The following is a 25,787-nucleotide window of genomic DNA, read 5'->3' on the forward strand; positions in this document are numbered from 1 at the left end:
AGTCGTTTGAGCACGCCTTTTAGCTCCATGCCGTCATAACCTCCGGGACGCATCAGGGAGTATGCATGTACGAGACCGGAGAGCTCGTCGAAGGCGTACAGCATTTTGTCCATTTTTGTTTGTGGCTCGACGCCGAAGTGGGCGGGGCCATGGGATGCGATGGCGCGGATGATCTCCGGGTCGACGTGCCGGCGTTCGAGCTCTTCGATGATGCGCCGGCAGTGGTCGGCGGGCCATTGGTCCCAGTCGGCGTCGTGGAGGAGGCCGGCCATTTCCCATCGCCACTGGTCTTCGGGGCCGAGGTTTTCGCGCTCGCGCGCCCAAGCACCCATGAGCGCGCCGACCTGTTGCATATGGAGGCGAAGGCGGTCGTTTTTGACCCAATCGTGTAAAAGCGCGTCCGCGTCTTCGCGGGTGAGGACGTTGCCCGCGTCGGCGGGGTCGCCGAAGGATTGGCGGTTGAGGGAAAGAGGGGTGGACATGGGGGCAATTTACGGGTTTTGCATGAGCGCCGCGACGTCGTCGTCGTGCTCGAGGGCGGCCATTTGGGCGAGGATCCAGCGCTGGCGGGCGAGGACGTAATGGGAGGGGGCGTCGGCGCGGAAGCGGACGGGATTGGGGAGGCAGGCGGCGATCAGGGCGGCCTCGGAGCGGCTCAGGTTGCGCGCGGATTTATGGAAATACTGGCGGGAGGCGGCCTCGACGCCGTAGACGCCCTGGCCCATCTGGATGACGTTGAGGTAGGTGTTGAGGATGCGCCGCTTGCCCCAGGTCCATTCGATCATCTTGGTAAAATAGACTTCGAAGCCCTTGCGGATGTAGTTGCGGCCCTGCCAGAGGAAAACGTTCTTGGCGGTTTGCTGGCTGATGGTGCTGGCGCCGTGGACGCGCCCGGGGTGGGTTTGGTTGTATTTTTCGGCTTTCTCTATATTCTTCCAGTCGAAGCCGCCGTGCTCGGGGAACAGCTGGTCCTCGGACGCCATCACGGCCAGACGCATGTTGGGGGAGATGTTGCCGGCGCCGACATAGTCGCGGTGGAAACCATAGCCGTGGAACCAGCCGGATACCATATCCCCGAATTGGGTGCAGGTGATGGGCGGGTATATCCATTTCAGGAGGAAGATGTAGATGAATTGCGCGATAAAAAGGATCAGCGCCGCTTTTTTGAGGAAGCGCCATGCACGGGGTACGATGCCTTTCCAGCGACTCTTTGGCTTTGGTGCGCCGGGAGAGGACTTGGAGGACTGTGTCATCGACAGCAAGATAAGGATTTATCGTGGGTTCGTGCGGATCACCCGGTGGCGTGGGGGGCTAGTCCTTTATGGGTGGGGCCACCGACTTCATGGGCGTTTTCGGCAGGGGTGGCGGGGGGGCTCCGCCGGGAGTGGCGAAGCCGTAGTACTCCAAATGATAGCGGCGACCGAGCCGGTAGCGCTTGGTTTGGAGGGTGAGCAGCCAGGCGCCGAGGCCGGCGAGACCGAGGCTGGTGAGCGCGCTGCCGCTGGTGAACCAGTCTTTGGCGGGTTGGTGGAGGTACGCGCCATTTATCAGCTCGAGGACCTGGAGGACCACGGCGGCGGAGATGAGGATGGTGCCGTCGGCTTCATAGTTGAGACCGGTACGGGTGCGGAGGATGTATTTGATGTCGGATAACGCATACGGTATGGGGATGGCGCCGACGGTATCCCAGGTGGGCAGACCCCAGTAGTTGACGCCGCGGCGGATGTCATAGAAACGCAGGTATACCGAATCGGGTGACCCCCCGGCGATGACGCCGGTGATGCGTTGGCCTTCCTGATTGACGAAGGTGATGCCGCGGTAAGTGTAGTAGCGTTGGAGGACCGTGTTGTGGCGTTTGAGGACGAGGGCGCCGTTGATCTGCGCGTGCGTGGCAGCGGCGAGGGTTAAAAAGGTTGCTAGCAGAAAGAGGGGCCTCATGGTAGGTAAATGTAAGGTACGAGGCTGGTAAAACTTTGTTAAAGGGGGGGCCGCCCGGCTGGGTGCAGGAACAGGATGCCATACAGTAGCACGAGCCCAAACCCCACCAGGATAAGCCCGGATATTCGGTTGATGAGGTGGATATTATGGACGGTGAGACGGGTGCGGATGCGGTTGGCGAGGAAGACCTTGGCAAGGTCGGAGGCCAGCACCATGCCGAGACAGGTGGAGAAGATGATGATCTTTTCGGTGAGCGTCATGGTGGCGAAGGCGGTGGCCCAGGTGAACCAGAAGAGGATGACGGCGGGGTTGAGACAGTTCATGAAGAAGCCCGACAGGAAAATGCGGACATAGTCGCGTTTGCGGAAGATCGCCAGCTGGACGGTTTCGTCTTCCGTTTTTATTTTTTTAAAAAACAGGAAGTAGACCCCCATGGCGATCAACAGACAGGAGCCGGCGACGCCGAGCTCGCTGGCGTAGCGCTTGATGGAATCGAAAATTTCGGTGAAGGCGTTCCCGAGGACCACCAGGGTGATGTCGCTGGCCGATACGCCGAGGACGAAGGCGATGCCGCCTTTGTGTCCGTTGTTCAGGCTTTGTTTGATGATGGAAAAAAGCACGGGGCCCACCGAAATGATCAACAGCAGGCCCAGCAGCAATCCTTTCCACAAAGCTCCGATCATGCGCCCGTTTTTAGGAATTCCCGCCACTCCTGGAGCAGCTTGCCCTTCAGGACGCGGGGGAATTTGTGCTGCCCGCCGACCTTGCCTTTGTGCTTCAGGAACTCCATGAATTTACCTTCCGGGAGGACGTCCAGGAAGACATCTTTCAGGGCGCTGTCGCGTTCCACGGCGTAGTCGTCGTTCAGATCCTTTAGGGTTTCGTCGATGCGGCGGCACAACAGGGCCTTATCCACGTGCTCGTCGCAGGCGACGTACCAATGATGTGCAAAGAAGGAGCCGTGCGGTTCTCCAGCCACGGTATATTCCGGGATGGACAAATTGAGCTCCTTGGCGACGAGGTTGACGGCCTTGTTCATATTGTCCACGCTCAGGTGTTCCCCGACGAGGCTCAGGAAGTGCTTGGTCCGGCCCGTGATGACGATCTCAGCCCGCTGCTTGTCCAGGAAACGAACGGTGTCGCCGATCAGGTATCTCCAGGTCCCGGCGTTGGTAGAGAGCAGGATGGCGTAGTCCTTGCCTTCCTCGACCTCGCTCAGGAGCAGCACCCGGGCGCCGGGGACCATATTACCGTCGCTGTCGAAATTCTGGTCGTCAAAGGGAACGAATTCGAAAAATATGTTGTTCCCCGTGACCAGCCTCATTCCTTTGTTGTATTGCTTGTCCTGGTAGGCGATAAAGCCTTCGGAGGCCAGGTAGGTCTCGATATAGGTCAGCGGCTTGGCCAGCAGACGCTCGAAGCCTTTTTTATAAGGCTCGAAGGCCACGCCCCCGTGTACGAAGAAGGCCAGGTTCGGCCAGACGTCGTGGATCGATTTGAGGTTGTACCGCTCGATGATTTTCTCCATGACCATCTGTATCCAGGCGGGCACGCCCACCACGAAGCCGATGTCCCAGTTGGGCGCCTCCTCCACGATCTTATCGAGCTTCAGGTTCCAGTCCTTCGTCTTGGAAATGACCTTCCCCGGTTTGTAGAAGGGTTGAAACCAAAAGGGGACCTTGGTGGCGGAGATGCCGCTCAGGTCGCCGGCGTAGTACGTCGGCCCCTTCTGGAGGTCTGTCGTGCCGCCGAGCATCAGCCAGCCCTTGCCGATGGATTTGACCGGGATGTCCTGGTAGCCCGTCAGGGTGAGGAAGTGACGGACCATCGTCGTCTTGTTGGAGCGGATGATGTCCTTGGTGATGGGTATGTATTTGCTGGCGGCTTCGCTGGTCCCGCTGGAAAGGGCGAAATACTTGATGACCCCCGGCCAGCAGATGTCCGGCTTGCCTTCGAGGGTCTTATGCCACCATTCTTCGTATATCTTGTTGTAGTTGTATGTGGGTACGAATTCCTGGAATTTGCGGGTTGGGTTCTTTTCGAGCAGCAGCTCGTCGAACCGATACTTTTGCCCGAATTCGGTGAAACGCGCCTTCTTCAATAGTTTTTTCAGCACCCTTACCTGCTGGCGTTTGGGGGAATACGTAGTGATCTTAAGCGCCTTCGTTAGATTTTTGGGTAATTTGAACTCCAATAAGGCCATCCGTTGTCTTCGTTAATTGTTTTGTGGTACAAACGTACGCTATTTCCGCCGGAACGGTACGGGCCATTCCTTCCCGGGGCCGATGATACTATCGCTTTGCATATAGTGGAAGAAGCCCGGCGGTCCGTCCTCCGTCCGGCCGAACCATTCGATGACGCGTGAAAAGGTCAACCCTCCCAGGCAGAACAGCACCGGCAAGCCGCCCGTAAAACTTTGGTGGTGGCGGATCGTCGAAACCGGTTGGACGTCGGTGTCGATCGTCCTGATGTAGAGCTCCCCGCCCACTTCGTATTCCTTTAAAAAGGCCTTGGTATCAGCGCCGCTGCCGACGACGAGGAATTGGTGCTTCCGCGCGGTCTGGGGCGTGAAGTGCCGCGGCTTGGGGGGTCTCAAACGGGCCTTTAGCTTTTGCACACGGATACCGGTTTGTATGAGGCCGCGGTAGAGGGCGCCCCAGGGTCCCCTGTAGTATTTCCGCACGAACAAGGTCATCGCGCCATAGAAGTGGTCCAGGTAAGCGCCTTCTTCCTTATCGGTGCTTTGCCCCTTGAAATGGATGATCGTGGTTTCGGGAAAATAATAGTTGTTCCGGCCCGTCTGCCGGATGCGGTAGCTGAGGTCTATGTCTTCCCCGAACATAAAAAAACGCTCGTCGAAGCCGCCGGTTTCGTCGAGGACCTGTCTGGGGATCATCATGAAAGCGCCGGCCAGCACGGGTACCGGGTTGGTTTGGCGCTCGGGCAGGTGACCCATGTAATACCTCGCGTATCGCTGGCTTTTGGGATACCGGTCCGCCAGACCCATCATCTTGTACAGGGAGGCGCTTACGCCCGGCATGCCTCTTTTGGATTCCGGCAAAAAGGTGCCGAAGCCATTGACCATCCGCACGCCCAGCGCGCCCGCGTCCGGCTGGCGCTCCAGGAAGGCCACGCATTTTTCAAGACCGTCTTCTTCCAGGAGGGTGTCCGGGTTGAGGAACAGTACGTATTTGCCCCGGACTTCCGCCAGTGCACGGTTATTGGCCCGGGCAAAACCCAGGTTTTCTTCGAGCGCCATCAGGCGGACCCATGGAAAGGCGCCGGGCAGCCAGGCGGCGGTGCCGTCGATGGACGCGTTGTCTACCACCCACACCTCCGCAGCCACGGAACGCGTCGCCCGCTCAAGGGAACGAAGACACTGTTCCAGGTAAGCCTTTACATTGTAGCTGACAATTATGACCGAAAGCTCCATGCAAGGCAAACATAAGAATTCAGCCGTATATTTGTTGTATGTTTAAAGCGACACTTCTTAAGGCTACAGAGGCAGGCTCGGGCATATTACGTCACTATTTCAACGGTACCTTCGAGGTTTCCCACAAATCGGATATCAACGATCTGGTTACACAGGCCGACAAAGAATCGGAGGCGGCCATCGTGGCGGTGATACGCGAGGCTTTCCCGGACCACTATATCCTCAGCGAAGAAGTCGGCGCCCTGCCCGGGGATACGTCGCATAAGTGGGTCATCGACCCCATCGACGGGACGGTGAACTTTGCCAATGGAATCCCGTTGTGCTGCGTCAGCATAGGCCTGGAAAAGGACGGACAGATGATCCTGGGCGCCGTGTACAATCCTTTCATGAACGAATTCTTTTTTGCGGAACGGGGCCAGGGCGCGACCCTCAACGACAAGCGAATCCAGGTAAGCGCGCAGACGGAGGTCCGGCGGAGCTGTATCGTAACGGGCTTCCCCTACACCTACCTCGATACCCCGAACGGACCCTTGCAGGTTTTCGAGCGCTTCCTTCGAAAGGGCGTCCCCTTGCGGAGGCTCGGCTCCGCCGCCATAGACTTGTGCTGGACTGCGGCGGGGCGTTTTGACGGCTTTTACGAGCACCGGTTGCAACCCTGGGACAGCGCGGCCGGTTACCTCATCGTAGAGGAAGCGGGTGGGAAGGTGACCAACTTCAAAGGAGAGCCCTATTCACCCTATGAGCACGGCATTGTCGCCACCAACGGCCGCATACACGCGGAGATGCTGGAATGGGTAAACGGTAAAAACCAGAGCTAATGGCGGATACACGAACCGAAATAGAAGACCTGGGAGAGTTCGGCTTGATCGAGCATCTCACGCGGAATATCGAGTTTCAGAACGCCTCGACTATCCTGGGGGTGGGTGACGACGCCGCGGTGCTCGACCACTTCGGCAAGGAAACCGTCGTTACGACCGACCTGCTCGTGGAGGGCATCCATTTTGACCTTGCCTATACGCCCCTGAGGCACCTTGGCTATAAAAGCATCGTGGTCAACCTGAGTGACGTGTACGCTATGTACGCCACGCCCACGCAGGTAACCTTCAGCCTGGCGTTCAGCAACCGGTTTTCGCTGGAGGCCATCGACGAGTTGTACGAAGGCGTGTACGCCGCGTGCAGCCGTTATGGCGTTGACCTTGTCGGCGGTGACACCAGCGCCTCGCAAAAGGGGTTGCTGATCAGCGTTACCGCCATCGGGGAAGTGGAACCGGGGAAATACGTGACCCGGACCGGCGCCGCCAAGGGCGACCTGATCTGCGTGAGCGGAGACCTGGGCGGGGCCTTCCTGGGGCTGACGCTTTTAGAGCGGGAAAAAAAGATATTCATGGAATCTCCGGGCGTACAGCCCGACCTGGAAGGCCAGACCTATATCGTCGGCCGGCTGTTGAAACCCGAAGCCCGGCGGGACATCATCGATTTCCTGCGGGAGCAGGACATCCGTCCCACGTCCATGATGGATATCTCGGACGGTCTCTCCAGCGAGCTGCTGCACATCTGCAAAGGCAGCCGCGTGGGTTGCATCATATACGAGGAGAAACTGCCGATCGCCGGGGATACCCGGCAGTTTGCATTTAAATTGGAGCTGGATCCCACCGCGTGCGCGCTGAGCGGGGGCGAGGACTATGAATTGTTATTTACCGTACCGCAATCGGACTATGATAAGATCGTATTGAGCGAACAGATCAGCGTAATCGGTTATGTGACCGAAGCATCGGAAGGGTCGAACATCATTACCAGGGGAGGCAATAGGTATCCGATTACCGCACAGGGCTGGAAAGCGTTTTAATCAACATTATGGCTTACCGTACCGCTTTATCGAAACTCCTGGCGTGTTTGGCCCTGCTGGCGGCGGGCTGCTCCGGCAGCCGCGTTGCGTCCTATACGCCCGACATGAAGTATTCGCCGGAAGTGCTCCACAAGGACTTCCGTTTGCTCACGTCCGTCATGGTGGCGGACCACCCGAGCCTCTACTGGTATACGCCCAAGGACAGCATCCGGTATTATTTCGAGCAGGCCGACGCCAGCATCACCGCCCCGATGACCGAAGCGGCTTTCCGGAACCTCGTGGCGGCAACCCTGGCGCACATCCGTTGTGGGCACACCGGGGTGCGGTATTCGACGCAATACGAGGAGTATACGACCCGGCACACCGCCCCGCAGTTCCCTTTCCAGGTAAAGATACTGGCATCGCCCGACGGCCCTTCGCTGGCCCTGGTGTTCAGCCCCTACGTGCGGGATACGGTCTTTAAACCGGGGGACGTGATCACGTCGATCAACGGTCTTCCCGCGGCCACGGTGATAGACAGCATGCGCCGGTTCTTCTCCGTCGACGGCAATTGCTACAACTTTGCCTACCAGCGGATCAGCGGCGACTTCCCGCTTTGGTACCAGAGCATCTTCGGACGTGACTCGATATACACCGTCGGTATAAGCCGCCCCGGCAGGGAAGACTTTGCGGCGCCCGTCCGCGCCTTCGACCTGCAAAAAGACACGAGCCTGGCCCAGGCCCTTAAGTTCTGGGAAATGGGAGCGCCCCTCCGGATGTCTAAACAGGAGGAGCTCGCACAGATCCGAAACCTGCGTATCGACAGCTCGGGTAAATTGGCCGTGCTGACCCTTCGCACCTTCGACGAGGGTTTCTCCAAAAGTTTTATCCGCCAGAGTTTCGAGATCCTCCGGAAGGAAAAGATCCCCAACCTCGTCATCGACCTGCGCACCAATTCAGGGGGGCAGCTGTCGAACGCCGTGCTGCTGGCGGAATACCTGAAGCCATCCGATTTTGTTTTTGTGGATTCGGTGTACGCGGCTACCCGGCACATCAGCTATAAAAGTTATATGGACCACAGCTTCCTGCCGCAGCTGGGGATGACCTTCCTGACGCGGAAACGGGAGGACGGGTACTATCATTTCACCAGCCTGGAAGGGAAGCGCTATCGTCCCATCAGGCGCGATCATTACCGGGGACACGTGTACGTCCTCACCGGTGGGTTCACGTTCTCCGCGGCGTCCATCTTTACCGCCAATATGAAGGGCACCCAGGACGTAACCGTTATCGGGGAAGAGACCGGTGGCGGATACTATGGAAACGACGGAATTTACATCCCCGACATTACGCTCCCGGGGACACGGCTCCGGGTGTCGATTCCGCTCTTCCGGATGGTGATAAATCATCGTTTTCCCAAGGATGGACGCGGGGTGCAACCGGACATCGAAATCGTCCCGACGACAGCGGATATACGGGGGGCTATCGACCCGAAGATGCGGAAGGTGCTTGAACTGGTGGGGCTGCCCGTCGTAGACCTCTAGAGCATTTCTTCGCCGGCCAGGAAGACCTTTTTCACCCGGTATTCGTTATCGAACCAGACAAGACTGGCCTCCTTATTGGGCGCAATGACGCCCAGCCGCGCCTCGAGACCCATTACGCGCGCGGGATAGAGCGATGCCATGCGCAGCGCCTCGTCGAGAGGGATACCGATGTGCTCCACGCAATTTTGCACCGACTTGATCATCGTGAGGGCGGAACCGGAGAGCGTGCCGTCAGGGAGGACGAACTTGTCCCCGGAGCGTTGGTGCCGGTAGGTCCCGCGGTCGTTTTCGGTAACGGCATCGGTGATCAGGAATAGCTTATCACCCAGCATCCTTTTGGCAAGACCGATCACCGGGAAGTCGACGTGGTAGCCGTCCGCCACGACGCTTACCGGGACGCCCTTGTCGAGCAGCGCGCCCACCATGCCCGGGGCGCGGTGGGATAGAGGGCTCATGGCGTTGAACAAGTGGGTGGCGACCGGTATGCCCCAGCCAAAACCCTCGAGCGCCTCGGCATACGTGGCGTTGGTGTGCCCGGCCGAAACCACGACGCCTGCCTCGAGTAACTGGGCGACGATATCGCTGGCGCAGCGCTCGGGCGCCAGCGTCATCATGGTCAGGTGACCGGCGGCCCGCTCCAGGAGGATCTCCACCTTTTTTGTTTCGGGGATTTGGATAAAAGATTCCAGGTGCGCGCCCCGCTTGGCGGGATTGATGTACGGGCCTTCGAGGTGGAGACCCAGCACACCCTTGCCGTCATAAGCCTTTACTGCGTCTATCGCCGCATTCATGAGGTCGTCGGACTGCGTCGCCATCGTGGGTTGGAAGTAGGCGGCGCCGCCTTCAAGACAATATCGGTAGGTGGCTTTTATAGCATCGACGCTGGGGTGCTCCGAGAAAAGCATCCCCTTTCCGCCGTATATCTGGAGGTCGATGAACGCCGGAGACAAGTGGCCACCTTCGAGGTCGATCACGGTGGGGGGACCGTCGGGGGTGGTTTCGCGCGCGACGTCGACGCCTTTGCGGATTTCTTTTATGCGGGTACCCGTGATGATGACCGCGTGGCCGTCCAGGGTCTCGGTGCCCGTGTGTATCAGACCGTTGTGGAAGATGGTTCTCATAGTGCGATGTTGAATTCGTCGGCGTCGCGGAGGAAGGGATAGCGTCCGCGGGCCTCTTCCAGGTGCGCCTTTTCCAGGGTGAGGGTGTGCGTTTCCTCGACACCGGAACGATGGTAGAAGATGTCGCCCAGCGGGCCGATCACCATCGAGTCCCCGGCATAACCGATGTCCTTCCCGTCGCGTCCGACGCGGTTGACGCCCACGACGTAGCACTGGTTCTCGATGGCCCTTGCCTGCAGGAGCGATGCCCAGGCCAGGGTCCGTCGTTCGGGCCAGTTGGCGACATATACCAGGACGTCGTACTCCGGCTGACCCGTTTGGTCCATCCGGTTGCGCGCCCAGACGGGGAAACGGAGGTCATAACATACCAGGAGGTTCAGCCGCCATCCCTTTATCGACGCGATCAGCCGTTTATCTCCGGGGGTGTAGTGCCGGTCTTCCCCCGCATAACCAAAAAGATGGCGTTTGTCATACACGCCGTATTGCCCGTTGGGGAGCATCCAGACCAGGCGGTTATAAAAGGACTCCCCTTCCCTGGCGATAAAACTGCCGGTCAGGGCGGTACGTTTTTCGGCGGCCGTCGCCTTCAGCCAATCCATCGTCGGGCCGTCCATGGGCTCGGCCAGCCGTTCGGCGTCCATGCTGAATCCGGTGGAGAACATTTCCGGGAGGACGATGACTTCGGTTTTTTCGCTTATAGCGCCTATCATCTCTCCCAGGTGCTTTAAGTTCGCTTCCTTGTCCTCCCAACGGAGGTCGGCCTGGAGAAGCGTGAGGGTGAGTGTGGACATGCGTCAAATGTAAGGATTTACCCGCGTGCCTGAGCGCGGCGGCTAGGCGTTCACGATACCGTCCACGGCCCTGGCCGCCAGATCGGGCTCGTAACCCTTGTAGAGCAGGTAGGACATCGTTTTGGCGCGCGCAACGAAGGGCTCTTCACCGGCAAGGCTGCGGTACTTCTCTTCGGCGAGCTTTTGGAGGGTGCCGGCGTAGTCGGCGGGGTCGATCTGCGCCAGGCCTTTGCGGATGCAGTAGGCGGAAACCTGGCGGTTTTTGAGCTCGGCCTCGATCCGTCGTTTACCCCAGTGCTTCATGCGGAACTTGCCGCCGGCGTACTGGATGGCAAAGCGCTCTTCGTCCAGGTAGTTGTCCTCGATGAGCTTGGAGATCAGCGTTTCGACTTCGTCCTTCCTCAGGCCAAAGCCGTATAGCTTTTCCTTTACTTCCTGGTGACAGCGTTCCTGATAGGCGCAGTAGTGCCTGATCTTTTGAAGGGCTTGTTCGTTGGATAGACGTACGGGGCGCATGGTCGCTAAAAGGACAAAGATAATAGTATCTTGCGGCCATGACTGGAATAGATGATGTAATAAGGCTGCGCCGGACGGTGAAGCCGGTTTTTATGAATGGCGGCAGCATTCCGGACGCCGAGGTCCGTGAGCTGTTGGAGCTGGCGGACTGGGCGCCCACGCACGCGCATACCGAACCCTGGTACTTCGTGGTATTCGCCGGGGATGCGGTGCGGCAGTTCGACCGGGATCATGCGGAGCTGTATAAGGAGCACACACCGGCGGACAAGTTCCTGACGGCTACCTATGAGAAGCTGGAGAAGATGGGTAAGACGGCGAGCCACCTGATCGTATTGTGTATGAAGCGCGGGAACAACCCGAATATCCCCGAGCAGGAAGAGGTGGTGGCCACGGCTTGCGCGGCGGAGAATCTGCTCTTGGCCGCGTCGGCCAGGGGTTTGGCGGTGTACTGGGGCACCGGGGGCCGGACGTATCACCCGGCAATGAAGGAATACCTCGGGCTGGGCGAAGCGGATAAGGTACTCGGTCTTTTATACCTCGGGTACGCAGACAATGTACAGGCGCCCGGGCAGCGGATAAAACCGCTGGAAGAAAAGGTGCGCTGGGTGCGGTAGCTTCCTGCCGCGGCCGCCCACGGACGCGGGTTGTATCGAAAGCGAACGCCGCGCGCTTCCCGGCCCTCTGAAAATGAGGCGATTACTGCGTGGCACCTTTTGTGCGCCTCAAAGGGTATGTTACTCAACAACTACATCCGCGTCGCCTGGCGGAATATGTCCAGGAACAAAATGTCCGCGGTCATCAATATCGTGGGTCTGGCCGTGGGATTGGCGGTAGCTCTGCTCATCGGGCTGTGGATCGCCGACGAGCTGGGCTTTAACCATTGGCACCGGAATCACCGCCGGATCGCACAGGCGATGGATACCCAGGTGTTTAACGGGTCTTCGACGACCGGCGACCAGGTAGCGATCCCCCTGAAGAACGAGTTGGAGACAAAATATGGCCGTTATTTCCGGTCCCTGGCGCTCACGACCGGTCAAAACCCGGTGTTGCTGAGTATCGGGACCAAGCAGGTGTCGGAAACCGGCATGTTCGTCGAACCTGCGTTCGCGCCGATGTTTACGCTCAGGATGACGGAAGGAAGCGCGGAGGCGTTAAAGGACCCTTCGGCGATCCTTATATCCGGCTCGGCCGCCAGGGCGTTGTTTGGGGATGCAGACCCTATGGGTAAGACCGTGAGCCTCGATGGTATGGCAGACCTGGCGGTGGCCGGCGTGTACGAGGACCTCCCGCAAAACACTACGCTATCGCCGGTAAAATTCCTGGGCGCCTTTGACAAATTCCTACAGATCGCGCACATGGAAAACGTCAGGCAGAATTGGGGCAACCATAGTTTTGGCCTGTACGCCCTGCTGGACGATCCTGCGGAATTGAATCGCCTCAACGCACTCGTCCGCGATGTGCCTGGGCAGCATATAGAAGGGAGCCACGAGACGGTGCTGTTCCATCCGATGGACCGCTGGCGGTTGTACAGCGAATTCACCGGGGGCCGGGAATCGGGCGGCCGTATCCGGTTCGTGTGGATGTTCGGTCTGATCGGTCTGTTCGTGCTACTGCTGGCCTGTATCAATTTTATGAACCTGTCGACCGCCCGGAGCGAGCGGCGGGCCAGGGAGGTCGGCATACGGAAGGCCATCGGCTCGCACCGGAGACAATTGATAGGCCAGTTCCTTTGCGAATCGCTGTTGATGTCCGCCCTGGCGGCGGTGCTGGCGATCCTGCTGGCGCAGCTGGCCTTGCCGGTATTCAACGAGCTTTCGGATAAAAAGACGTACATCCCGGTGGAAAGTCCCGGGTTTTGGGCGCTGGCCGTGGGCTTTACGCTGTGCGCCGGTCTGGTCGCGGGCAGCTACCCCGCCTTCTTCCTGTCGGCCATGCGGCCTATCCGGATACTCAAAGGCGTTTATAAGACGGGACGTTCGGCCGCCCTGCCGCGCCAGATATTGGTCGTCTTACAGTTCACCACTTCGGTAGCGCTCATCCTGGGTACCCTGGTGGTATTCCAGCAAATACAGTACGCCAAGGACCGGCCGGTGGGTTACGGACGCCAGGGGTTGTTGTCGGTCACCCTGTACGATCAGAACGCTTATCGAGGGTTCGAGGCTTTGCGCAACGACTTGTTGCAAACGGGCGCCGCGACGGCGGTGGCGGAATCGTCGAGCCCGGCGACGCATATCTGGAACAACTACGGCGACCTGGATTGGACGGGTAAGGACCCGGCGCTGAGCGCGATGTTCGGGATGATCGCGGTAACGCACGATTTTGGCAGGACCATGGGATGGGCGGTCCGGCAAGGACGGGACTTCTCCAGGGCCTTCCCGACGGATACGGGGGCCTTTATCGTCAACGAGGCGGCGGTGCGCTTGATGGGGCTGAAGCACCCGGTCGGGGAAACGGTGCAATGGGAGGGTAAGCAGCACACCATCGTAGGCGTCGTAAAGGACCTGGTCATGGAGTCCCCCTACGAGCCGGTGAAACCCACCGTTTTTTTTCTGCAATACAATAGCTGGCTTGGTTTTTTGACCATCCGCATTACGCCCACCCTGCCGGCGGCGACAGCGATCTCCCGGATGGAGACCGTCTTTAAACATTACGAGCCGGGCGCCCCCTTCGACTATCAATTCGTGGACGCCGGTTACGCGCAGAAGTTTTCGGATGAACAGCGGGTGGGCAACCTGTCGGGTATATTCGCTGGCCTGGCGATCTTTATTTCCTGTCTCGGGTTGTTCGGGCTCGCGTCCTTCGTCGCCGAACAGCGGACAAAGGAGATCGGTATCCGGAAGGTGCTCGGGGCTTCGGTCCCGGACCTATGGCGGATGTTGTCGGAGAGTTTTTTGCGGCTGGTTTTCCTGGCGTTGTTGATAGCGGCCCCCGTTGCATTCTTTGTCATGCGGCAGTGGCTGCAGCACTATACCTACCGGACGACGATCTCGGGTTGGTTGTTTGCGGCGGTGGGCGCAGGCGTTTGCCTGCTGACGCTGGCGACGGTGAGCGCGCAGGCGTTCAGGGCGGCGACGGCTAACCCGGTGAAGAGCCTCAGGACGGAATAAGCCTCGGCGGTCGCCGCGGCTAGGCGACTTCCTCCATCTTTTCCTTCAATTCCTTGAGCGTCATGTTCAGCAACACGCTATGCCGGTTGTTGACGCGCTGGACGAGGTGCACGTGGGCGATAAAATCCTGTACGATCTGGATCTTGTCGCTGGGCGTGACGACGAGCAGCTGGAGGTGGAGCTGTTTGCAGAGCTCCATGAGGTAGGTGGCCTTTTCCTCGTCCTGGTTGGAGAAGCTTTCGTCCACGGCAATAAAGCGTAACGACCGCTCCGCCCCGTTCTCACGGGTGAGGCCGAACTGATAGGCAATGGCGCTGCACAGGATGGTGTAAGTGAGCTGCGCCTTTTCACCCCCCGACAGCTGACCCATCTGGCGGTAGGTTTTTTTGAGCTCCCCGGTTTCCCGGAACTTTTCATCGGCCCAGAATTCGAACCAGTTCCGTACGTCCAGGACGCGGTTGCGATAGGCTTCGCTTTCCTCCAGGCTTTCGATGAGCGGGAGCACCTTGTCGCGGAAGTGGGCGGCCTTTTGTTCAAAGGCGCTTTGCTGCCAGCCGCTGTCCTGGGGAAGGGCTTCCACCAGCTGGTGGCGGAAGGCCTTTACCGTGGCGTCGACGGCGGGGCGGATACCCAGCTGGATATAGGTGTCGGGGAGCCGGTTGAAATTGATGCCCCCCAGCGACTCGTTGAGCCGCGTAACGCTGCTGCGGATCTCCCGTTCCCATTTTTCCACTTCTTCGTTGAGGCCGCCGATCTTGTAGGTGATCGTAACGTGTATATAGTTCTCGAAGTCCGACTTGAACCGGGGCAGGTTTTCGGTTTGGAGCCGCTCCAGCCATTCGAGGTATTCGGACGCGTGGGCGGTGTCCTCCGAAAAGCCCTGGACGTCGCCGTTCCAGTCGGGAAATCGCTGTTGTACCTCCAGCGGCGGGTGCTTGATGCGGTGGATACAGCGGGCGATCAGGGTCTCCTGCTGCTGGAATTTTTCCCGCGCTTTCCGGGACGCGGTGTCGATGGACGCCTTGAGCGCGTTGTAGCTCGAGTCGATGTTGTCCAGCGTGAGCGAGTCCAGTTCCGCGCTGTATTGCTGCTGGAAATTCAGGAGGAGGTCCTTGTCTTCTTCGGTGATGTGCTGCATCAACCCGGTGAGCTGGTCTATGTCACGGCGCATACCCTCCATGATGCCTTCGGCGGCGCCCTTGCGTTGGAGCAGGGCGTCCCTTTCCCTTTCCGTTTGCGCACGTTGGCGCTGGATACCGGTTAACGATTCGGTGAGGGTTTTTAGCTGGTCGCTGCTGTCGCGCAGGGATTCGATCTGCTGGTCCGTGCTTTTGATCTTTCGTTGTACGTCGGCAACGTTGATTTCCCCGAACCCCCCGTGTTGTTCGAGGCTGTGGAGGGCATAGGCCTGCTTTTGCAGCTTTTCCGCCTTGCGTTTACAGCGGTCGAGGGTGTCCTTTGCGGTGGTGAGCTTGCCGAGCAGGTCGTCGCGTTTGCGGATGAGCGTTTCCTTTTTCTTTTCGTTGTTCCAGCCCATGACGTATCGGCCGGGGTCATTGCGGTCCGGGCGGTCGTCTTTTTCGTGCCGGTCGCCGTTCTTGATCAGGCCACCCAGCGTGATTGCGCGGTCGTATTTATCAAAGTGTTTTTCCGTCTCCAGGCAGGCATGGGGGAAGTGTTGGATGACCTGTTGTTCGACCCATTCTCCCAGTGAGTGGCTATTGTTGAATTCCAGCTTATCGCAAACGGTCCCCTGCTCCGGCAGCCGGTCGAGAGCGACTTCCTGTACGCGGCTGTACACAAGGCGGGAACGGAGGTTGGTCTGGTTGACGTATTTGTTGACCTTGCGATAGTGCTTCTCCGGCACGAGCAGGCGGAGCGAAAAACCGTGGAGGAGTTTTTCGAGCGCGGGCTCCCAGTCGTGCTCGTCGCTCCGGACCTGCATCAACTCCCCCGCGAAGGGCAGGTCCCCGGGTTCGATCTTCAGCTCGGACGCCATTTCCTTGCGGAGATGGACGAGGTGTGTGGGGATGTTGTTCCTGGTTTGCAACAGCAGGTTCAGGTCCGCCTCGATGAGCTCCCGTTCCGTCCCTGCGTTCTTCAGAACGCTCCGGGCGTCAAACTCGTCATCCCCGTTGAGACGCTGTTCACGCTCGATGCGCAACCGGGCTTTACGGCCTTCGCCGAGCATTCGTTTATAGGCGGCCTCGTCGGGGACCCCGGTCTCCGTCAGCTGGAGGGTTTCGCACCAGCCGGTAAATTGGGAAAGGTTGTAATTGGTTTGTTTGAGGGCTTCCTGCAGCTCGGCCGCGGTGGCTTCGAGTTGTTTCAATCGCTGCCCGGCCTGGTTCTGGTCGATCTGGTTGAGAACCTGTCGTTCGCTCTCGATGGCTTCCTCTATCCGGGCGCGGCTGTCTTCCAGGTCCTTTACGAGGTCTTTGAAGGTCTCCTGCGCGCTGGTCAGCTCCGCTTTGAGCAGGTGGTGTTTGGTATAGCGGCTCCAGATAACGGCGGTTTCGGACTCGTTCTGCAAACGCCCCACTTCCGTGGCCAGCGCCTGGAACTCGGCCTGGGCTTTTTGCAGGGGCTCCAGCATCCGGATCTGCTCCTCCGCCTTTTCGATGTTGCGCTGGGCGTCCAGCAAGGTGCCCAGGTGCTGTTTGAGGTCCAGGAACTCGGCCTCCATGTTGCGGGGCTCGAGCATGTGCATCCGGATGAACTCGTCCAGGTTGCCGAGGACCTTGATCCCGACCGTCTGGTTGAACAGGTTCAGGGCCTGGATACTTTGCATGCCCAATACCTCGACCAGCCGCTGGGCGTATTTACCGGCGGCGTCGAACCATTCCACCTGCCGGCGGCCGTGGCCGTTGAACCGCTGGTCGAGCCGTTTCCGCCAGGCGCCGCCGCCGTCGAAGGGACGAAAGTGCTCTTCGATATGGAGCGGCAAATGGGCGACGGCAAAGACGCGCTTCAGGTCGCCCGAACCGAAATACCGGACCTGGAAAAGTGTCACGGCCTGACCGGATTCATTGGCAAAGCTGGCCAGCAGGATGCTGTAGGCGGTTTCTTTGTTTTCCCGGAGGTAAAGGGTCTTCGCGCCACCGCCGGTTTCGCTGTGGAGAGCGCCGTAGCCGCCCATCACATAGCTTTCTTCGGTGCGGTCGCCTTTTTTTTCGCTCCCGGAGGACTGGTTGTAAAACCGGTAGCGCTTCTCGGGCACGATCAGCGTGAGCAGGGCGTCGACCAGGGTGGTCTTGCCGCTCCCGTTGGCGCCGGTCAGCAGGGAGGTTTCGCCCCCCGGCTTGATGCTATGGACAAACCCATCGAAGGTGCCCCAGTTGTAGATCTCGATATATTGAAGACGGAAACCCGATTTCTGGTCATCCGTGCTGAATACGTTCAGTTGCATGTGCTTCCAATTGCAGTTTAAACTGTTCCAGGACTTCCCCGTCGACCTTGGCCTTAATCATCTTACGGACCCTGAATTTCTGTTCGTCGGGGAGGTCGTGGTTTTCCATGAGGTCGAGAAAGCCGTTCTCGGCGGCCTTGTCGATCAGGCGGTCCAATTCCCGCAGGAATTTGACGCGACTTGGGTTTTCCTTGAAAAAGAGTTCGGCGTACTCCTTGATCTCCCTCCTTTTACGGATGAGCTCCCGGGAGACCGTCTCGCCAACCTCGAACTCGGACATCATTTCCCTGAGCAGGACGAGAAGGACGCTTTCGTCATAGGTAAAGGCGCGGCGTTGGAACCACGAAACGGTTCCCGGGTCGTCCTCGTCGCCTACGGCGTGCACCAGGTAGGCATAGCCGTCGTCTTCGTCCAGGACGAGCGACAGCCCCAGCTGCGCGACAAAACCGGTGAGCTCGGTCTTGTACTGGAGCAGGTTTTCCCAGCTGGTTTTTTCGAGGTATTCGACGGGCCCCTTGAGGAGCTTTATAAAGACAGGCGTGTAGGGTAACATGGTTATCGGCTGAATAGTAAATAGGGTACTTCGATGAATTTGCTGGCTTCTTTATTGATTGGGATGTGCTCAGTCATGTTTTCCAGGACCTGCGCCTGGCGCGGCTTGTCTTTCAGGAACGAATAGTAGGCGACGACTTCGGTGACGCCGTGCTCCAGGGGTTCCTGCTCGATGACCTCCTTCAGCGTGACGGTGGGTTTGTGTTCCAGGGTCGTTTCGATGTGCTCCCACAGCCGTTTTTTGTCGACGTTCCTCATGTGCAGCAGCCGGCTGAAGCGCTCCATGTCGGCGATTTTTTCTTCGGCGGCGCTGGGTTGCTCCAGCTCCGCCGGTGGCTTCCTCGGCTCTGTAGCCAGCCGGCGGTCCATGACCAGCCGGATGTCCGCCGGTTCGTTTATCCCGATCCCACAGGGCACGTCTTCGGCCTCCACCAACTCCAACACGCGCTCCTTGATCCCCGTGATCTGGAGCCGGAGACGCCGGTGGCGGGCGATCTCTTTTTCGCTGATGATCCGGCTCAGCTTTTCGGCCATCTTGTCGTTGGCCTCGTAGACCGAACGCCCCTGCTCCAGCAGCATCGACTTGATGTTCTGCAGGAACGCCTGGTAGCTGTTCATGTCACGGTCGTCGAGCAGCTGGAGGAGCTGATTGGTGAGCTTACGCCATTCGTCTTGTCCCGTCCGTGAGATCAGGAACTCCCAGAAGGCGTAAAAGCTGCGGCCCTGGTCGCTGTTCCTGAGGGCGTCATACGCCTCGAAGGCATATCCCACGATGGCGCCCTTGTTGAGCTCGGCCCGGGTGTGTTGTTCGACGATGTTGCGGTGTATCTGCTTGAAGTTGTCCTCCACTTCCCGAAAGTCGCCCAACAGGTCGTAGCACAACCGCGTGAACAGCTCCATACGTTCCTGGACCTGCGCATTGCTATAGACCTCGACGGGCGCGCCGGATTCCAGCGCCCGGATTTCCTTGTCGATCTCCGCCTTTTTGTTTTTGAGCTCTTCCAAGCGCCGCGTCCGGTCGTCCTCGGTCTTTTCCACGATGTCCCGGAGGGAAGAGAAGAGCATACGGAACCGGCTCTCGGCGCCGACGAACTGTCTCTTCTGCAGGCTTTGCAACCACTGGAAAATCTTTTCGGCGTGGGCGCTGAGCTGGTAGTGCGTCTGGCCTTCCTGGTCCGAGAAGTCCTGCAGGAGGCGGCGTTGGACCCAGTTGGAGAGGTATTTGCGGGCGGCTTCCTCGGGGTCCTCCTCGATATCGGTGCGCTTTCTCAGCGTTTCGGTCAGCTCGAACGCGAGTTTCGATTCCGGTATGCTCAGTTTTTCGGATGACTTGAAGGCGGCGTGCAGGAAAGGCAATACCCAATCCGCATTGCGCATGCGTAAGAGCTGAAGGGAGGGTGAGGATTCGAATAAAAAAGCAAGTTCCTTGGTCCGCATAATCGAACCCGCAAAATATACTTTTGTGGGCTCCGCGGGCTAAATAGTTACTGACAATTTATTCTGCCCGGTTATTCTGCCCGAAGGCATTTCGTGGGGTTGGCCAGCGCGGCGCGGATCGACTGGAAGCTGGTCGTGATCAGCGTGATGACCAGAGCCACGGCCCCGGCGGCGAAAAATACCAACGGGTTGATCGTGATCCTGTAGTCATATTTCTGCAACCACTGCTCCAGGAAGTAAAAGGCTGGCGCCGCCGCTACGATACAACTGATCAGGACCAGTAGGATAAAGTCTTTCGACAACAGGAGCCATACCTGGGGTACGGAGGCGCCGAGCACCTTACGGATGCCTATCTCCTTGGTGCGTTGTTCGGCCATATACGCGGCCAGACCGAACAGGCCCATACAGGAAATGACAATGGCGAGTCCGGCCAGGATGCCGGAGAGTCGGCCGATCAGTACCTCGAGGTCGAATTTTCGGGCGTATTGCTGGTCGACGAAGTTGAATTCGTAGGGGAAGCTGGGTTCGTATTTGTCAAATACCTCGGTTAGCCGTTTTACGGCTTCTTCCGTGGTGATCCGCGGCGACAGGCGGTATAATAGGAAGTTGCAGTTTGTCGGTTTTTCCTGGAAAAAGAGCGTGGGGTCGGCGGCTTTAAAAGGGGAGATCATGAGTGCGTTTTTGGCGATGCCTATGATCCGCACTTTGTTGCCCTGAGTGGTTATCACGCTACCGACCACCGTTCCGGTCAACCGCAGACGACGGACGGCTGCTTCGTTGAGGACGACGCTAAGCGAGTCGGCGGGCCCGTCGAAGCCGCGACCCGCGGCCAGCGAACATCCCATGGTTTTCAAATAGTCGTCGGTGGCGCCGATCATGCCCATTTCCACGGTTTCGCCGGGTTGTTTTCCCGGGAACTGGTCTACGTCTGAATGCCACCAGATGCCCGTCGCAGGGCTGGTCGATGTAGCCATGTTGTCGATGACGTGGTCCTTGACAAGGTCGTTCCTTATAGCGTTGAAGTTGCGTGCCAGGTCCGCGTTCATACGGGTGGTCAGGAGCCGGTTGGGATCGTAGCCCATGGGACGCTCCTGCGTATGACGGATCTGTTGATAGATAATGATAGTGCTGACGATCAGGGCGATCGAGCAGGTGAACTGGATGACGACGAGGACCTTCCTGCCCAGGGGAGCGTTAGCACCGGCCTTGTACAGGCCCTTCAGAACAGCAACCGGTTGGAAAGAGGACAGATAGAGCGCCGGCCGGCTCCCGGAAACGAGGGCAACGACGGCTGTCGCTGCCAGCACCGTTATCCAGAAAAGCGGGTTGGTCAGCGGTAGCGAGATTTCGGTTTGAGCCAGCATATTGAAGGCGGGCAAAAGGGCGACCGTCAGCACAATGGTCGCAACAAAGGCGATCGTGGTCAGCAGGAACGATTCGGTCATGAACTGGAGGATGAGGTCCTTGCGTCTGGAACCGATGGCCTTGCGGACGCCTACTTCTTTTGCCCGGCGTTCCGACCGGGCGGTTTCCAGGTTGACGAAGTTGATGCACGCGATAGCCAGCACCAGGATACCGATGATCGCGAACATCCGGACGTAGTCGATCATTCCGCCCGCCGGCTTGCCGTTCTTATAGTCGCCCCACAACTGCCACTCCCGCATCGGCTGCAGGATGACCATGGACTTCATGGCGTTGATGCTGTATTTTTCGGTATGCTCGATGGGGCCGATCCTGTCGAGCGTGGCTTTCAGGCTCGCGTCTTTACGTAGCCTTACATATATCTCGTAGCCGTTGTTGTTATAGCTACCCGCATAAGCCCTTTTTGTAAACGAATCCGTGGCTGCCAGGTAGCTGAACGGTAAAAGGTATTTGAAGTCGAAGCTGCAGTTGGGCGGTAAATCCTTGAGGATACCCGTGACTTTTACGTCATGCTGGTTATCGATCGTCACGGTCTTGCCGATTGGGTCGTCATGGCCGAACAGGGCTTTGGCCGTCGACTCGGTCAGCACGATGGAGAACGGATCCTTTAGGATATGGTTCGGGTCGCCCTTTACCAGGGGGAAGCCAAAAATATCCAGGAAGTTGTCGTTGACCTGGCCTCCAGACAGACCCAATCTCGTTTCGCCCGCTTTCAGGCCGTGGAAGCCGAAACCGTCGGTTTCGGCGACCTCCATCTCGGGGACCTGGTTTTTGAGCGTGCTAGCCAGCTTTAACGAGACGCTGTTGAAGGTGAGTATCTCGCCGTTATTGTCGAAATTTCGTGCTACGTGGTAGACTTCGTTATAGTTGGGTAAAAAACGGTCCCACGAATATTGGTAGTACACCCACAAGCCGATCAGCAAAGCGACGGACATGCCGAGGGCGAGGCCCGCGATATTGAGGGCGCTGTACCATTTGGTGCGGAGGATGTTGCGCCAGGCGATGCTTAGATAGCTTTTTAGCATGGGGGTCGTTTTGACCTCGGTGCGCAAAAAAGGGACCATTCGGCATCTGCCTGATTACCAGTTAGGTTTACGTTGATTCCGTATTCTTTCGATACACCGGGTGTCCGCTGGCGATACAGTTCAATGCGTCTTGTCGTAGTCCTCTTTCGCCTGCTGCGCTTTTTCGAAGTCGAGGACCACGCCGTTGATGCAAAAGCGGAGGTGGGTGGGGGGAGGGCCGTCGTCGAAAACGTGTCCCAGGTGGGAGTGACAGCGGCCGCACATCACCTCGGTCCGGTCCATGCCGTAGGAGCTGTCGGGGGCGTAGATGATGCTTGTTTTGCTGATCGGCTCGTAAAAGCTGGGCCAGCCGCAGCCGGACTCGAACTTGGTGTCGCTTTTGAAGAGAGGGTTTCCGCAGACGGCGCAGTAATAGGTGCCGACTTCGTGGGAGGTTTCGAACGGACTGGTAAAGGGGCGCTCGGTACCCTTTTCGCGGGCGATGTGATAGACGTCGGCGGGAAGGGCCTTCCGGTACTGGTCGTTGGTCAGGTCGACCTTGCCCGTATCCGTATGGGAGTATTGGGGGATCTTGTTGCTGTCGCTCATGGTGATGTCGGTGTTGTTCTTGACTTGCGGCTTACACGCGGTAAGGCCTAAAGATAGGATAAATAGAAGCGTATATCGCATACCCCAAAGGTACCTGGCTTTACGTGTTCAGGTTGCATTACGATTTTTTATAAACCGGTGGTTTTGCGTTAAAAAATTGAGAATTGTTCAGGTTTGGCGGCGTATATTTGTTAGCTCGAACGAAAAAGACGACTGCGACGATGTTTAATCTGATTCTTTTTGGCCCTCCCGGTAGTGGAAAAGGCACGCAATCAAACCGATTGATCGAAAAGTACGGATGGATACACTTATCCACCGGCGACCTGTTGAGGGCGGAAATCGCCAAACAAACACCGCTGGGAATCGAGGCGAAGCACTTGATGGATCACGGTCATCTGGTACCGGACGAGGTCGTCATCGGGATGATCGGCTCCGCGCTCGACGCCAATCCCCAGGCAAAGGGCTTTTTGTTCGATGGTTTCCCGCGCACCGTGGCCCAGGCTGAAGCGCTGGATAAATTGCTGACTTTTAAGAAAACCGGGATCAACCTGCTCATCTTTTTGCACGTTGGCGACGAAGAGCTGGTGCACCGGTTGGTGGAACGCGGCAAGAACAGCGGTCGCTCCGACGATAATGCGGAGACCGCCCGGAAAAGGATCGAGGTCTACAAGCGGGATACGACGCCGGTGGCCGATTATTATTCCCGTTTTGGAAAGGTCGTACACGTACCGGGGGAAGGGTCGATCGACGACATCTTTGGCGCCCTCACACGGGAGATCGACGGAAAGGCGGAAAAAGCCGCGTAGGTCCCCTATCTTTACGGCAACGACTAACTATTGTTTGTTGCCATGCAAAAACTCGAAAATTTTGTTCTTGGACGCTGGATCCCCGGAGACGGGGACGGGCAGGTATTGTTTGACGCCGTAACGGGGGAAGCTTTCGCGCGGACCAGTACGGCGGGGCTGGACTTCGGGGAAGTGCTGGCGTACGCCCGGGCGGTCGGAAACCCCGCCCTCCGGCGGATGACCTTTCACCAGCGGGGTCGTATGCTCAAGGCGCTGGCGCTCCACCTGTCCGCCCAAAAGGAAAAGTTTTACGCCCTCAGCTACCGCACCGGGGCCACCCGCGCCGACAGCTGGATCGACATCGAGGGTGGTATCGGGAACCTTTTCTCCTATGCGTCCCTTCGCCGCAAATTCCCTGACGAGACCTTTTGCCTGGATGGCGAGACCCACGTCCTCGGCAAGGGAGGCACTTTCGCCGCCCAGCACCTCCTGACGCCGAAGGAGGGTACGGCTATCCACATCAACGCCTTCAATTTCCCGATATGGGGCATGCTCGAAAAAATCGCGGTGAACTTCCTGGCCGGGGTACCCGCCGTCGTCAAGCCGGCTACCCTGACCTGTTACCTGGCTGAAGCGGTGGTGAGGGAGATCGACGCCTCAGGCATACTCCCCGATGGGGCGCTACAACTCTTGTGCGGAGGCGCGGGTGGGCTGTTGGATTTTGTCAGCTCCCAGGACGTAGTGACGTTCACCGGTTCGGCGTCGACGGGTCAGCGGCTTCGGGCTCATCCCGCCATCCTGCGTGAAAGCGTGCCCTTTACCATGGAGGCTGACTCCCTGAACAGCATCGTCCTGGGTGAAGACGTCGATCCGGGGATGCCCGAATGGGACATTTTTATCAAGGAAATACGAAAGGAAATGACCGTCAAGGCCGGGCAGAAGTGTACGGCCATCCGGCGGATATTCGTTCCGGCTTCGCGCTTGCCGGAAGTGGAGGCGGCCTTGTCCCGCGCGCTGGCCCAGACCGTCGTGGGCAACCCGGCGCACGAAAAAGTGCGCATGGGCGCGCTCGCGGGCGCGGAGCAGCGGGAAGAGGTCAGAGGGCGGGTACGGGAATTGCTCGTTGGCAGCCGTTTGGCATATGGTGACGTGGACGCCGCTCCTTCGGTGCTCGACGCCGACGGGTCCCGTGGGGCGTTCCTGAGCCCCTTGTTGCTGGTCAACGAGACGCCCCTGTCTTCAGACGCCGTCCACTCCGTCGAGGCCTTCGGACCGGTTAGTACCTTGATGCCCTATACGAGCACCGAAGAAGCCATTTTGCTGACAAAAAAGGGCAAGGGCTCGCTGGTTTGTTCCATGGTGACCGCCAGTCATGCCCTGGCGCGCGAATTCGTGCTCGGCGCCGCCACCCACCACGGCCGCATCCTGGTGCTCAACGCCGCCAATGCCAAGGAAAGCACCGGCCATGGGTCACCCCTGCCGCTCCTGGTACACGGCGGCCCCGGCCGCGCCGGCGGTGGTGAAGAAATGGGCGGCGTCCGCGGCGTGAAGCACTATATGCAACGCGTGGCCGTCCAAGCCGACCCTTCGACGCTGACCGCGATCACCGGGGTGTTTCAGCCTGGGGCGTTTTTGAGGCTCGACGGGGTGCATCCCTTCCGGAAATACTTCGAGGAACTGTCCATCGGCGACTCGGTGGTTACCCACAAACGCACCGTGACCGAAGCCGACATCGTCAACTTCGCGAACGTCAGCTGGGACCACTTCTACGCCCACACCGACCATACTTCGTTAAGCGGAACTCCATTTGAGCGCCCGGTTGCGCATGGATATTTCATCCTGAGCGCCGCCGCCGGCCTGTTCGTCGACCCCGGCAAAGGCCCGGTATTGCTGAATTATGGTTTGGACGAATGTCGCTTCCTGAAGCCGGTATACGCAGGAATGACGATAGGGGTCCGGTTGACGTGTAAAGAAAAGATCCGACAGGAGCTCAAAGACGAGTCCGATACACCAAAGGGCATCGTCAAGTGGCTGGTCGACGTCTATGATGAGACCGGCGAGACCGTGGCCCTGGCGACGATACTGACGATGGTGCAGTGCCTCGGATAAACCACTGCTGCGTGCCGCCATCCGTTGACATAGCACGCCTACGGCGTCATGTTGGAGCGTCCTGCCGCCATCCGCTGACATAGCACGTCTACGGCTTCATGTCGTGGCGTTCTGCCCCTTTTTTCCCTCGCTTTGCGGGGCCCCGCAAAACGAGGGAAAAAAGGGGCAGAACGCCACGACATGAAGCC

Annotated in this window: 21 protein-coding genes; 7 read left to right on the plus strand and 14 right to left on the minus strand. The window is 58.6% G+C overall.

Annotation, left to right across the window (positions count from 1 at the left end; all coding sequences use genetic code 11):
• The 6 genes from VL547_RS16400 to VL547_RS16425 all read right to left on the minus strand — a co-directional run.
• The coding region (locus VL547_RS16400; RefSeq protein ID WP_325579787.1) for an HD domain-containing protein at nucleotides 1-482 on the minus strand (482 nt) is incomplete at its 3' end.
• Nucleotides 483-491: 9 nt separating this feature from the next.
• A complete protein-coding gene (gene mtgA / locus VL547_RS16405; protein ID WP_325579790.1) occupies nucleotides 492-1,253 on the minus strand; it encodes a monofunctional biosynthetic peptidoglycan transglycosylase in 762 nt (253 codons plus the stop codon).
• Between the two features lie 58 nt (nucleotides 1,254-1,311).
• Entirely contained in the window at nucleotides 1,312-1,938 is a 627-nt protein-coding gene (locus VL547_RS16410) for a hypothetical protein (RefSeq protein WP_325579792.1), read from the minus strand.
• 38 nt (nucleotides 1,939-1,976) lie between these two features.
• Nucleotides 1,977-2,621, minus strand: a complete 645-nt coding sequence (locus VL547_RS16415; RefSeq protein ID WP_325579794.1) for a LysE family translocator — start codon at nucleotides 2,619-2,621, stop codon at nucleotides 1,977-1,979.
• Entirely contained in the window at nucleotides 2,618-4,141 is a 1,524-nt protein-coding gene (locus VL547_RS16420) for a GH3 family domain-containing protein (protein ID WP_325579796.1), read from the minus strand. The genes VL547_RS16415 and VL547_RS16420 overlap by 4 nt, the downstream gene beginning before the upstream one ends.
• Nucleotides 4,142-4,180: 39 nt before the next feature.
• On the minus strand, nucleotides 4,181-5,371 hold the full coding sequence (locus VL547_RS16425) for a glycosyltransferase family 2 protein (RefSeq protein WP_325579798.1): 1,191 nt from the start codon (nucleotides 5,369-5,371) through the stop codon (nucleotides 4,181-4,183).
• A gap of 38 nt (nucleotides 5,372-5,409) precedes the next feature.
• Between VL547_RS16425 and VL547_RS16430 the strand changes: the two genes are divergently transcribed.
• From VL547_RS16430 to VL547_RS16440, 3 genes are read left to right on the plus strand one after another with little or no spacing between them, the layout of a single operon-like run.
• Nucleotides 5,410-6,189 (plus strand): inositol monophosphatase family protein, encoded by a 780-nt coding sequence (locus VL547_RS16430; protein ID WP_325579801.1) that lies wholly within the window; start codon nucleotides 5,410-5,412, stop codon nucleotides 6,187-6,189.
• Complete coding sequence (gene thiL / locus VL547_RS16435; protein ID WP_325579803.1) at nucleotides 6,189-7,217, plus strand: thiamine-phosphate kinase; 1,029 nt, start codon at nucleotides 6,189-6,191, stop codon at nucleotides 7,215-7,217. The genes VL547_RS16430 and thiL overlap by 1 nt, the downstream gene beginning before the upstream one ends.
• Before the next feature lie 8 nt (nucleotides 7,218-7,225).
• Nucleotides 7,226-8,737, plus strand: a complete 1,512-nt coding sequence (locus tag VL547_RS16440; RefSeq protein WP_325579805.1) for a S41 family peptidase — start codon at nucleotides 7,226-7,228, stop codon at nucleotides 8,735-8,737.
• Here the strand turns inward: VL547_RS16440 and nagA are convergent.
• Genes nagA through VL547_RS16455 form a run of 3 tightly spaced genes read right to left on the minus strand, consistent with a single transcriptional unit; the run spans nucleotide 8,734 to nucleotide 11,165 of the window.
• Complete coding sequence (gene nagA / locus VL547_RS16445) at nucleotides 8,734-9,858, minus strand: N-acetylglucosamine-6-phosphate deacetylase (RefSeq protein WP_325579807.1); 1,125 nt, start codon at nucleotides 9,856-9,858, stop codon at nucleotides 8,734-8,736. The two genes, VL547_RS16440 and nagA, sit on opposite strands and share 4 nt — an antisense overlap.
• Nucleotides 9,855-10,649, minus strand: a complete 795-nt coding sequence (locus VL547_RS16450; RefSeq protein ID WP_325579809.1) for an amidohydrolase — start codon at nucleotides 10,647-10,649, stop codon at nucleotides 9,855-9,857. The genes nagA and VL547_RS16450 overlap by 4 nt, the downstream gene beginning before the upstream one ends.
• Nucleotides 10,650-10,691: 42 nt before the next feature.
• Complete coding sequence (locus VL547_RS16455; protein WP_325579811.1) at nucleotides 10,692-11,165, minus strand: regulatory protein RecX; 474 nt, start codon at nucleotides 11,163-11,165, stop codon at nucleotides 10,692-10,694.
• A gap of 38 nt (nucleotides 11,166-11,203) precedes the next feature.
• Here VL547_RS16455 and VL547_RS16460 point away from each other — a divergent pair, with 38 nt between their 5' ends.
• Together VL547_RS16460 and VL547_RS16465 are read left to right on the plus strand one after the other, a co-directional pair.
• Nucleotides 11,204-11,779, plus strand: a complete 576-nt coding sequence (locus VL547_RS16460) for a nitroreductase (RefSeq protein WP_325579813.1) — start codon at nucleotides 11,204-11,206, stop codon at nucleotides 11,777-11,779.
• 117 nt (nucleotides 11,780-11,896) lie between these two features.
• Nucleotides 11,897-14,272, plus strand: a complete 2,376-nt coding sequence (locus tag VL547_RS16465; RefSeq protein ID WP_325579815.1) for an FtsX-like permease family protein — start codon at nucleotides 11,897-11,899, stop codon at nucleotides 14,270-14,272.
• Between the two features lie 19 nt (nucleotides 14,273-14,291).
• On the opposite strand, the gene VL547_RS16470 is transcribed toward VL547_RS16465, so the two are convergent.
• From VL547_RS16470 to msrB, 5 genes are all read right to left on the minus strand, one after another.
• On the minus strand, nucleotides 14,292-17,681 hold the full coding sequence (locus VL547_RS16470) for an ATP-binding protein (protein WP_325579817.1): 3,390 nt from the start codon (nucleotides 17,679-17,681) through the stop codon (nucleotides 14,292-14,294).
• Nucleotides 17,653-18,234 (minus strand): DUF4194 domain-containing protein, encoded by a 582-nt coding sequence (locus tag VL547_RS16475; protein WP_325579819.1) that lies wholly within the window; start codon nucleotides 18,232-18,234, stop codon nucleotides 17,653-17,655. Before VL547_RS16475 ends, VL547_RS16470 begins: the two co-directional genes overlap by 29 nt.
• 2 nt (nucleotides 18,235-18,236) lie before the next feature.
• A complete protein-coding gene (locus VL547_RS16480; RefSeq protein ID WP_325579821.1) occupies nucleotides 18,237-19,670 on the minus strand; it encodes a DUF3375 domain-containing protein in 1,434 nt (477 codons plus the stop codon).
• 71 nt (nucleotides 19,671-19,741) lie between these two features.
• Entirely contained in the window at nucleotides 19,742-22,117 is a 2,376-nt protein-coding gene (locus tag VL547_RS16485; protein WP_325579823.1) for an ABC transporter permease, read from the minus strand.
• Nucleotides 22,118-22,237: 120 nt separating this feature from the next.
• Nucleotides 22,238-22,786: a peptide-methionine (R)-S-oxide reductase MsrB gene (gene msrB, locus VL547_RS16490; RefSeq protein WP_325579825.1), complete on the minus strand. Its 549-nt coding sequence runs from the start codon at nucleotides 22,784-22,786 to the stop codon at nucleotides 22,238-22,240.
• Between the two features lie 140 nt (nucleotides 22,787-22,926).
• Here msrB and VL547_RS16495 point away from each other — a divergent pair, with 140 nt between their 5' ends.
• Together VL547_RS16495 and paaZ are read left to right on the plus strand one after the other, a co-directional pair.
• On the plus strand, nucleotides 22,927-23,511 hold the full coding sequence (locus tag VL547_RS16495; RefSeq protein ID WP_325579827.1) for an adenylate kinase: 585 nt from the start codon (nucleotides 22,927-22,929) through the stop codon (nucleotides 23,509-23,511).
• Between the two features lie 42 nt (nucleotides 23,512-23,553).
• Complete coding sequence (gene paaZ, locus VL547_RS16500; RefSeq protein ID WP_325579829.1) at nucleotides 23,554-25,599, plus strand: phenylacetic acid degradation bifunctional protein PaaZ; 2,046 nt, start codon at nucleotides 23,554-23,556, stop codon at nucleotides 25,597-25,599.
• Nucleotides 25,600-25,787 lie beyond the last annotated feature (188 nt).

The sequence above is a fragment of the Dinghuibacter sp. genome, assembly GCF_035492835.1.
Taxonomy (GTDB): Bacteria; Bacteroidota; Bacteroidia; order Chitinophagales; family Chitinophagaceae; genus Dinghuibacter.

What these genes read in the sequence shown, in the direction of transcription:
- mtgA (WP_325579790.1), bottom strand. Translation starts at nt 1,253, where the DNA reads ATGACACAGTCCTCCAAGTCCTCTCCCGGCGCACCAAAGCCAAAGAGT.
- VL547_RS16410 (WP_325579792.1), bottom strand. Translation starts at nt 1,938, where the DNA reads ATGAGGCCCCTCTTTCTGCTAGCAACCTTTTTAACCCTCGCCGCTGCC.
- VL547_RS16415 (WP_325579794.1), bottom strand. Translation starts at nt 2,621, where the DNA reads ATGATCGGAGCTTTGTGGAAAGGATTGCTGCTGGGCCTGCTGTTGATC.
- VL547_RS16420 (WP_325579796.1), bottom strand. Translation starts at nt 4,141, where the DNA reads ATGGCCTTATTGGAGTTCAAATTACCCAAAAATCTAACGAAGGCGCTT.
- VL547_RS16425 (WP_325579798.1), bottom strand. Translation starts at nt 5,371, where the DNA reads ATGGAGCTTTCGGTCATAATTGTCAGCTACAATGTAAAGGCTTACCTG.
- VL547_RS16430 (WP_325579801.1), top strand. Translation starts at nt 5,410, where the DNA reads ATGTTTAAAGCGACACTTCTTAAGGCTACAGAGGCAGGCTCGGGCATA.
- thiL (WP_325579803.1), top strand. Translation starts at nt 6,189, where the DNA reads ATGGCGGATACACGAACCGAAATAGAAGACCTGGGAGAGTTCGGCTTG.
- VL547_RS16440 (WP_325579805.1), top strand. Translation starts at nt 7,226, where the DNA reads ATGGCTTACCGTACCGCTTTATCGAAACTCCTGGCGTGTTTGGCCCTG.
- nagA (WP_325579807.1), bottom strand. Translation starts at nt 9,858, where the DNA reads ATGAGAACCATCTTCCACAACGGTCTGATACACACGGGCACCGAGACC.
- VL547_RS16450 (WP_325579809.1), bottom strand. Translation starts at nt 10,649, where the DNA reads ATGTCCACACTCACCCTCACGCTTCTCCAGGCCGACCTCCGTTGGGAG.
- VL547_RS16455 (WP_325579811.1), bottom strand. Translation starts at nt 11,165, where the DNA reads ATGCGCCCCGTACGTCTATCCAACGAACAAGCCCTTCAAAAGATCAGG.
- VL547_RS16460 (WP_325579813.1), top strand. Translation starts at nt 11,204, where the DNA reads ATGACTGGAATAGATGATGTAATAAGGCTGCGCCGGACGGTGAAGCCG.
- VL547_RS16465 (WP_325579815.1), top strand. Translation starts at nt 11,897, where the DNA reads ATGTTACTCAACAACTACATCCGCGTCGCCTGGCGGAATATGTCCAGG.
- VL547_RS16470 (WP_325579817.1), bottom strand. Translation starts at nt 17,681, where the DNA reads ATGCAACTGAACGTATTCAGCACGGATGACCAGAAATCGGGTTTCCGT.
- VL547_RS16475 (WP_325579819.1), bottom strand. Translation starts at nt 18,234, where the DNA reads ATGTTACCCTACACGCCTGTCTTTATAAAGCTCCTCAAGGGGCCCGTC.
- VL547_RS16480 (WP_325579821.1), bottom strand. Translation starts at nt 19,670, where the DNA reads ATGCGGACCAAGGAACTTGCTTTTTTATTCGAATCCTCACCCTCCCTT.
- VL547_RS16485 (WP_325579823.1), bottom strand. Translation starts at nt 22,117, where the DNA reads ATGCTAAAAAGCTATCTAAGCATCGCCTGGCGCAACATCCTCCGCACC.
- msrB (WP_325579825.1), bottom strand. Translation starts at nt 22,786, where the DNA reads ATGCGATATACGCTTCTATTTATCCTATCTTTAGGCCTTACCGCGTGT.
- VL547_RS16495 (WP_325579827.1), top strand. Translation starts at nt 22,927, where the DNA reads ATGTTTAATCTGATTCTTTTTGGCCCTCCCGGTAGTGGAAAAGGCACG.
- paaZ (WP_325579829.1), top strand. Translation starts at nt 23,554, where the DNA reads ATGCAAAAACTCGAAAATTTTGTTCTTGGACGCTGGATCCCCGGAGAC.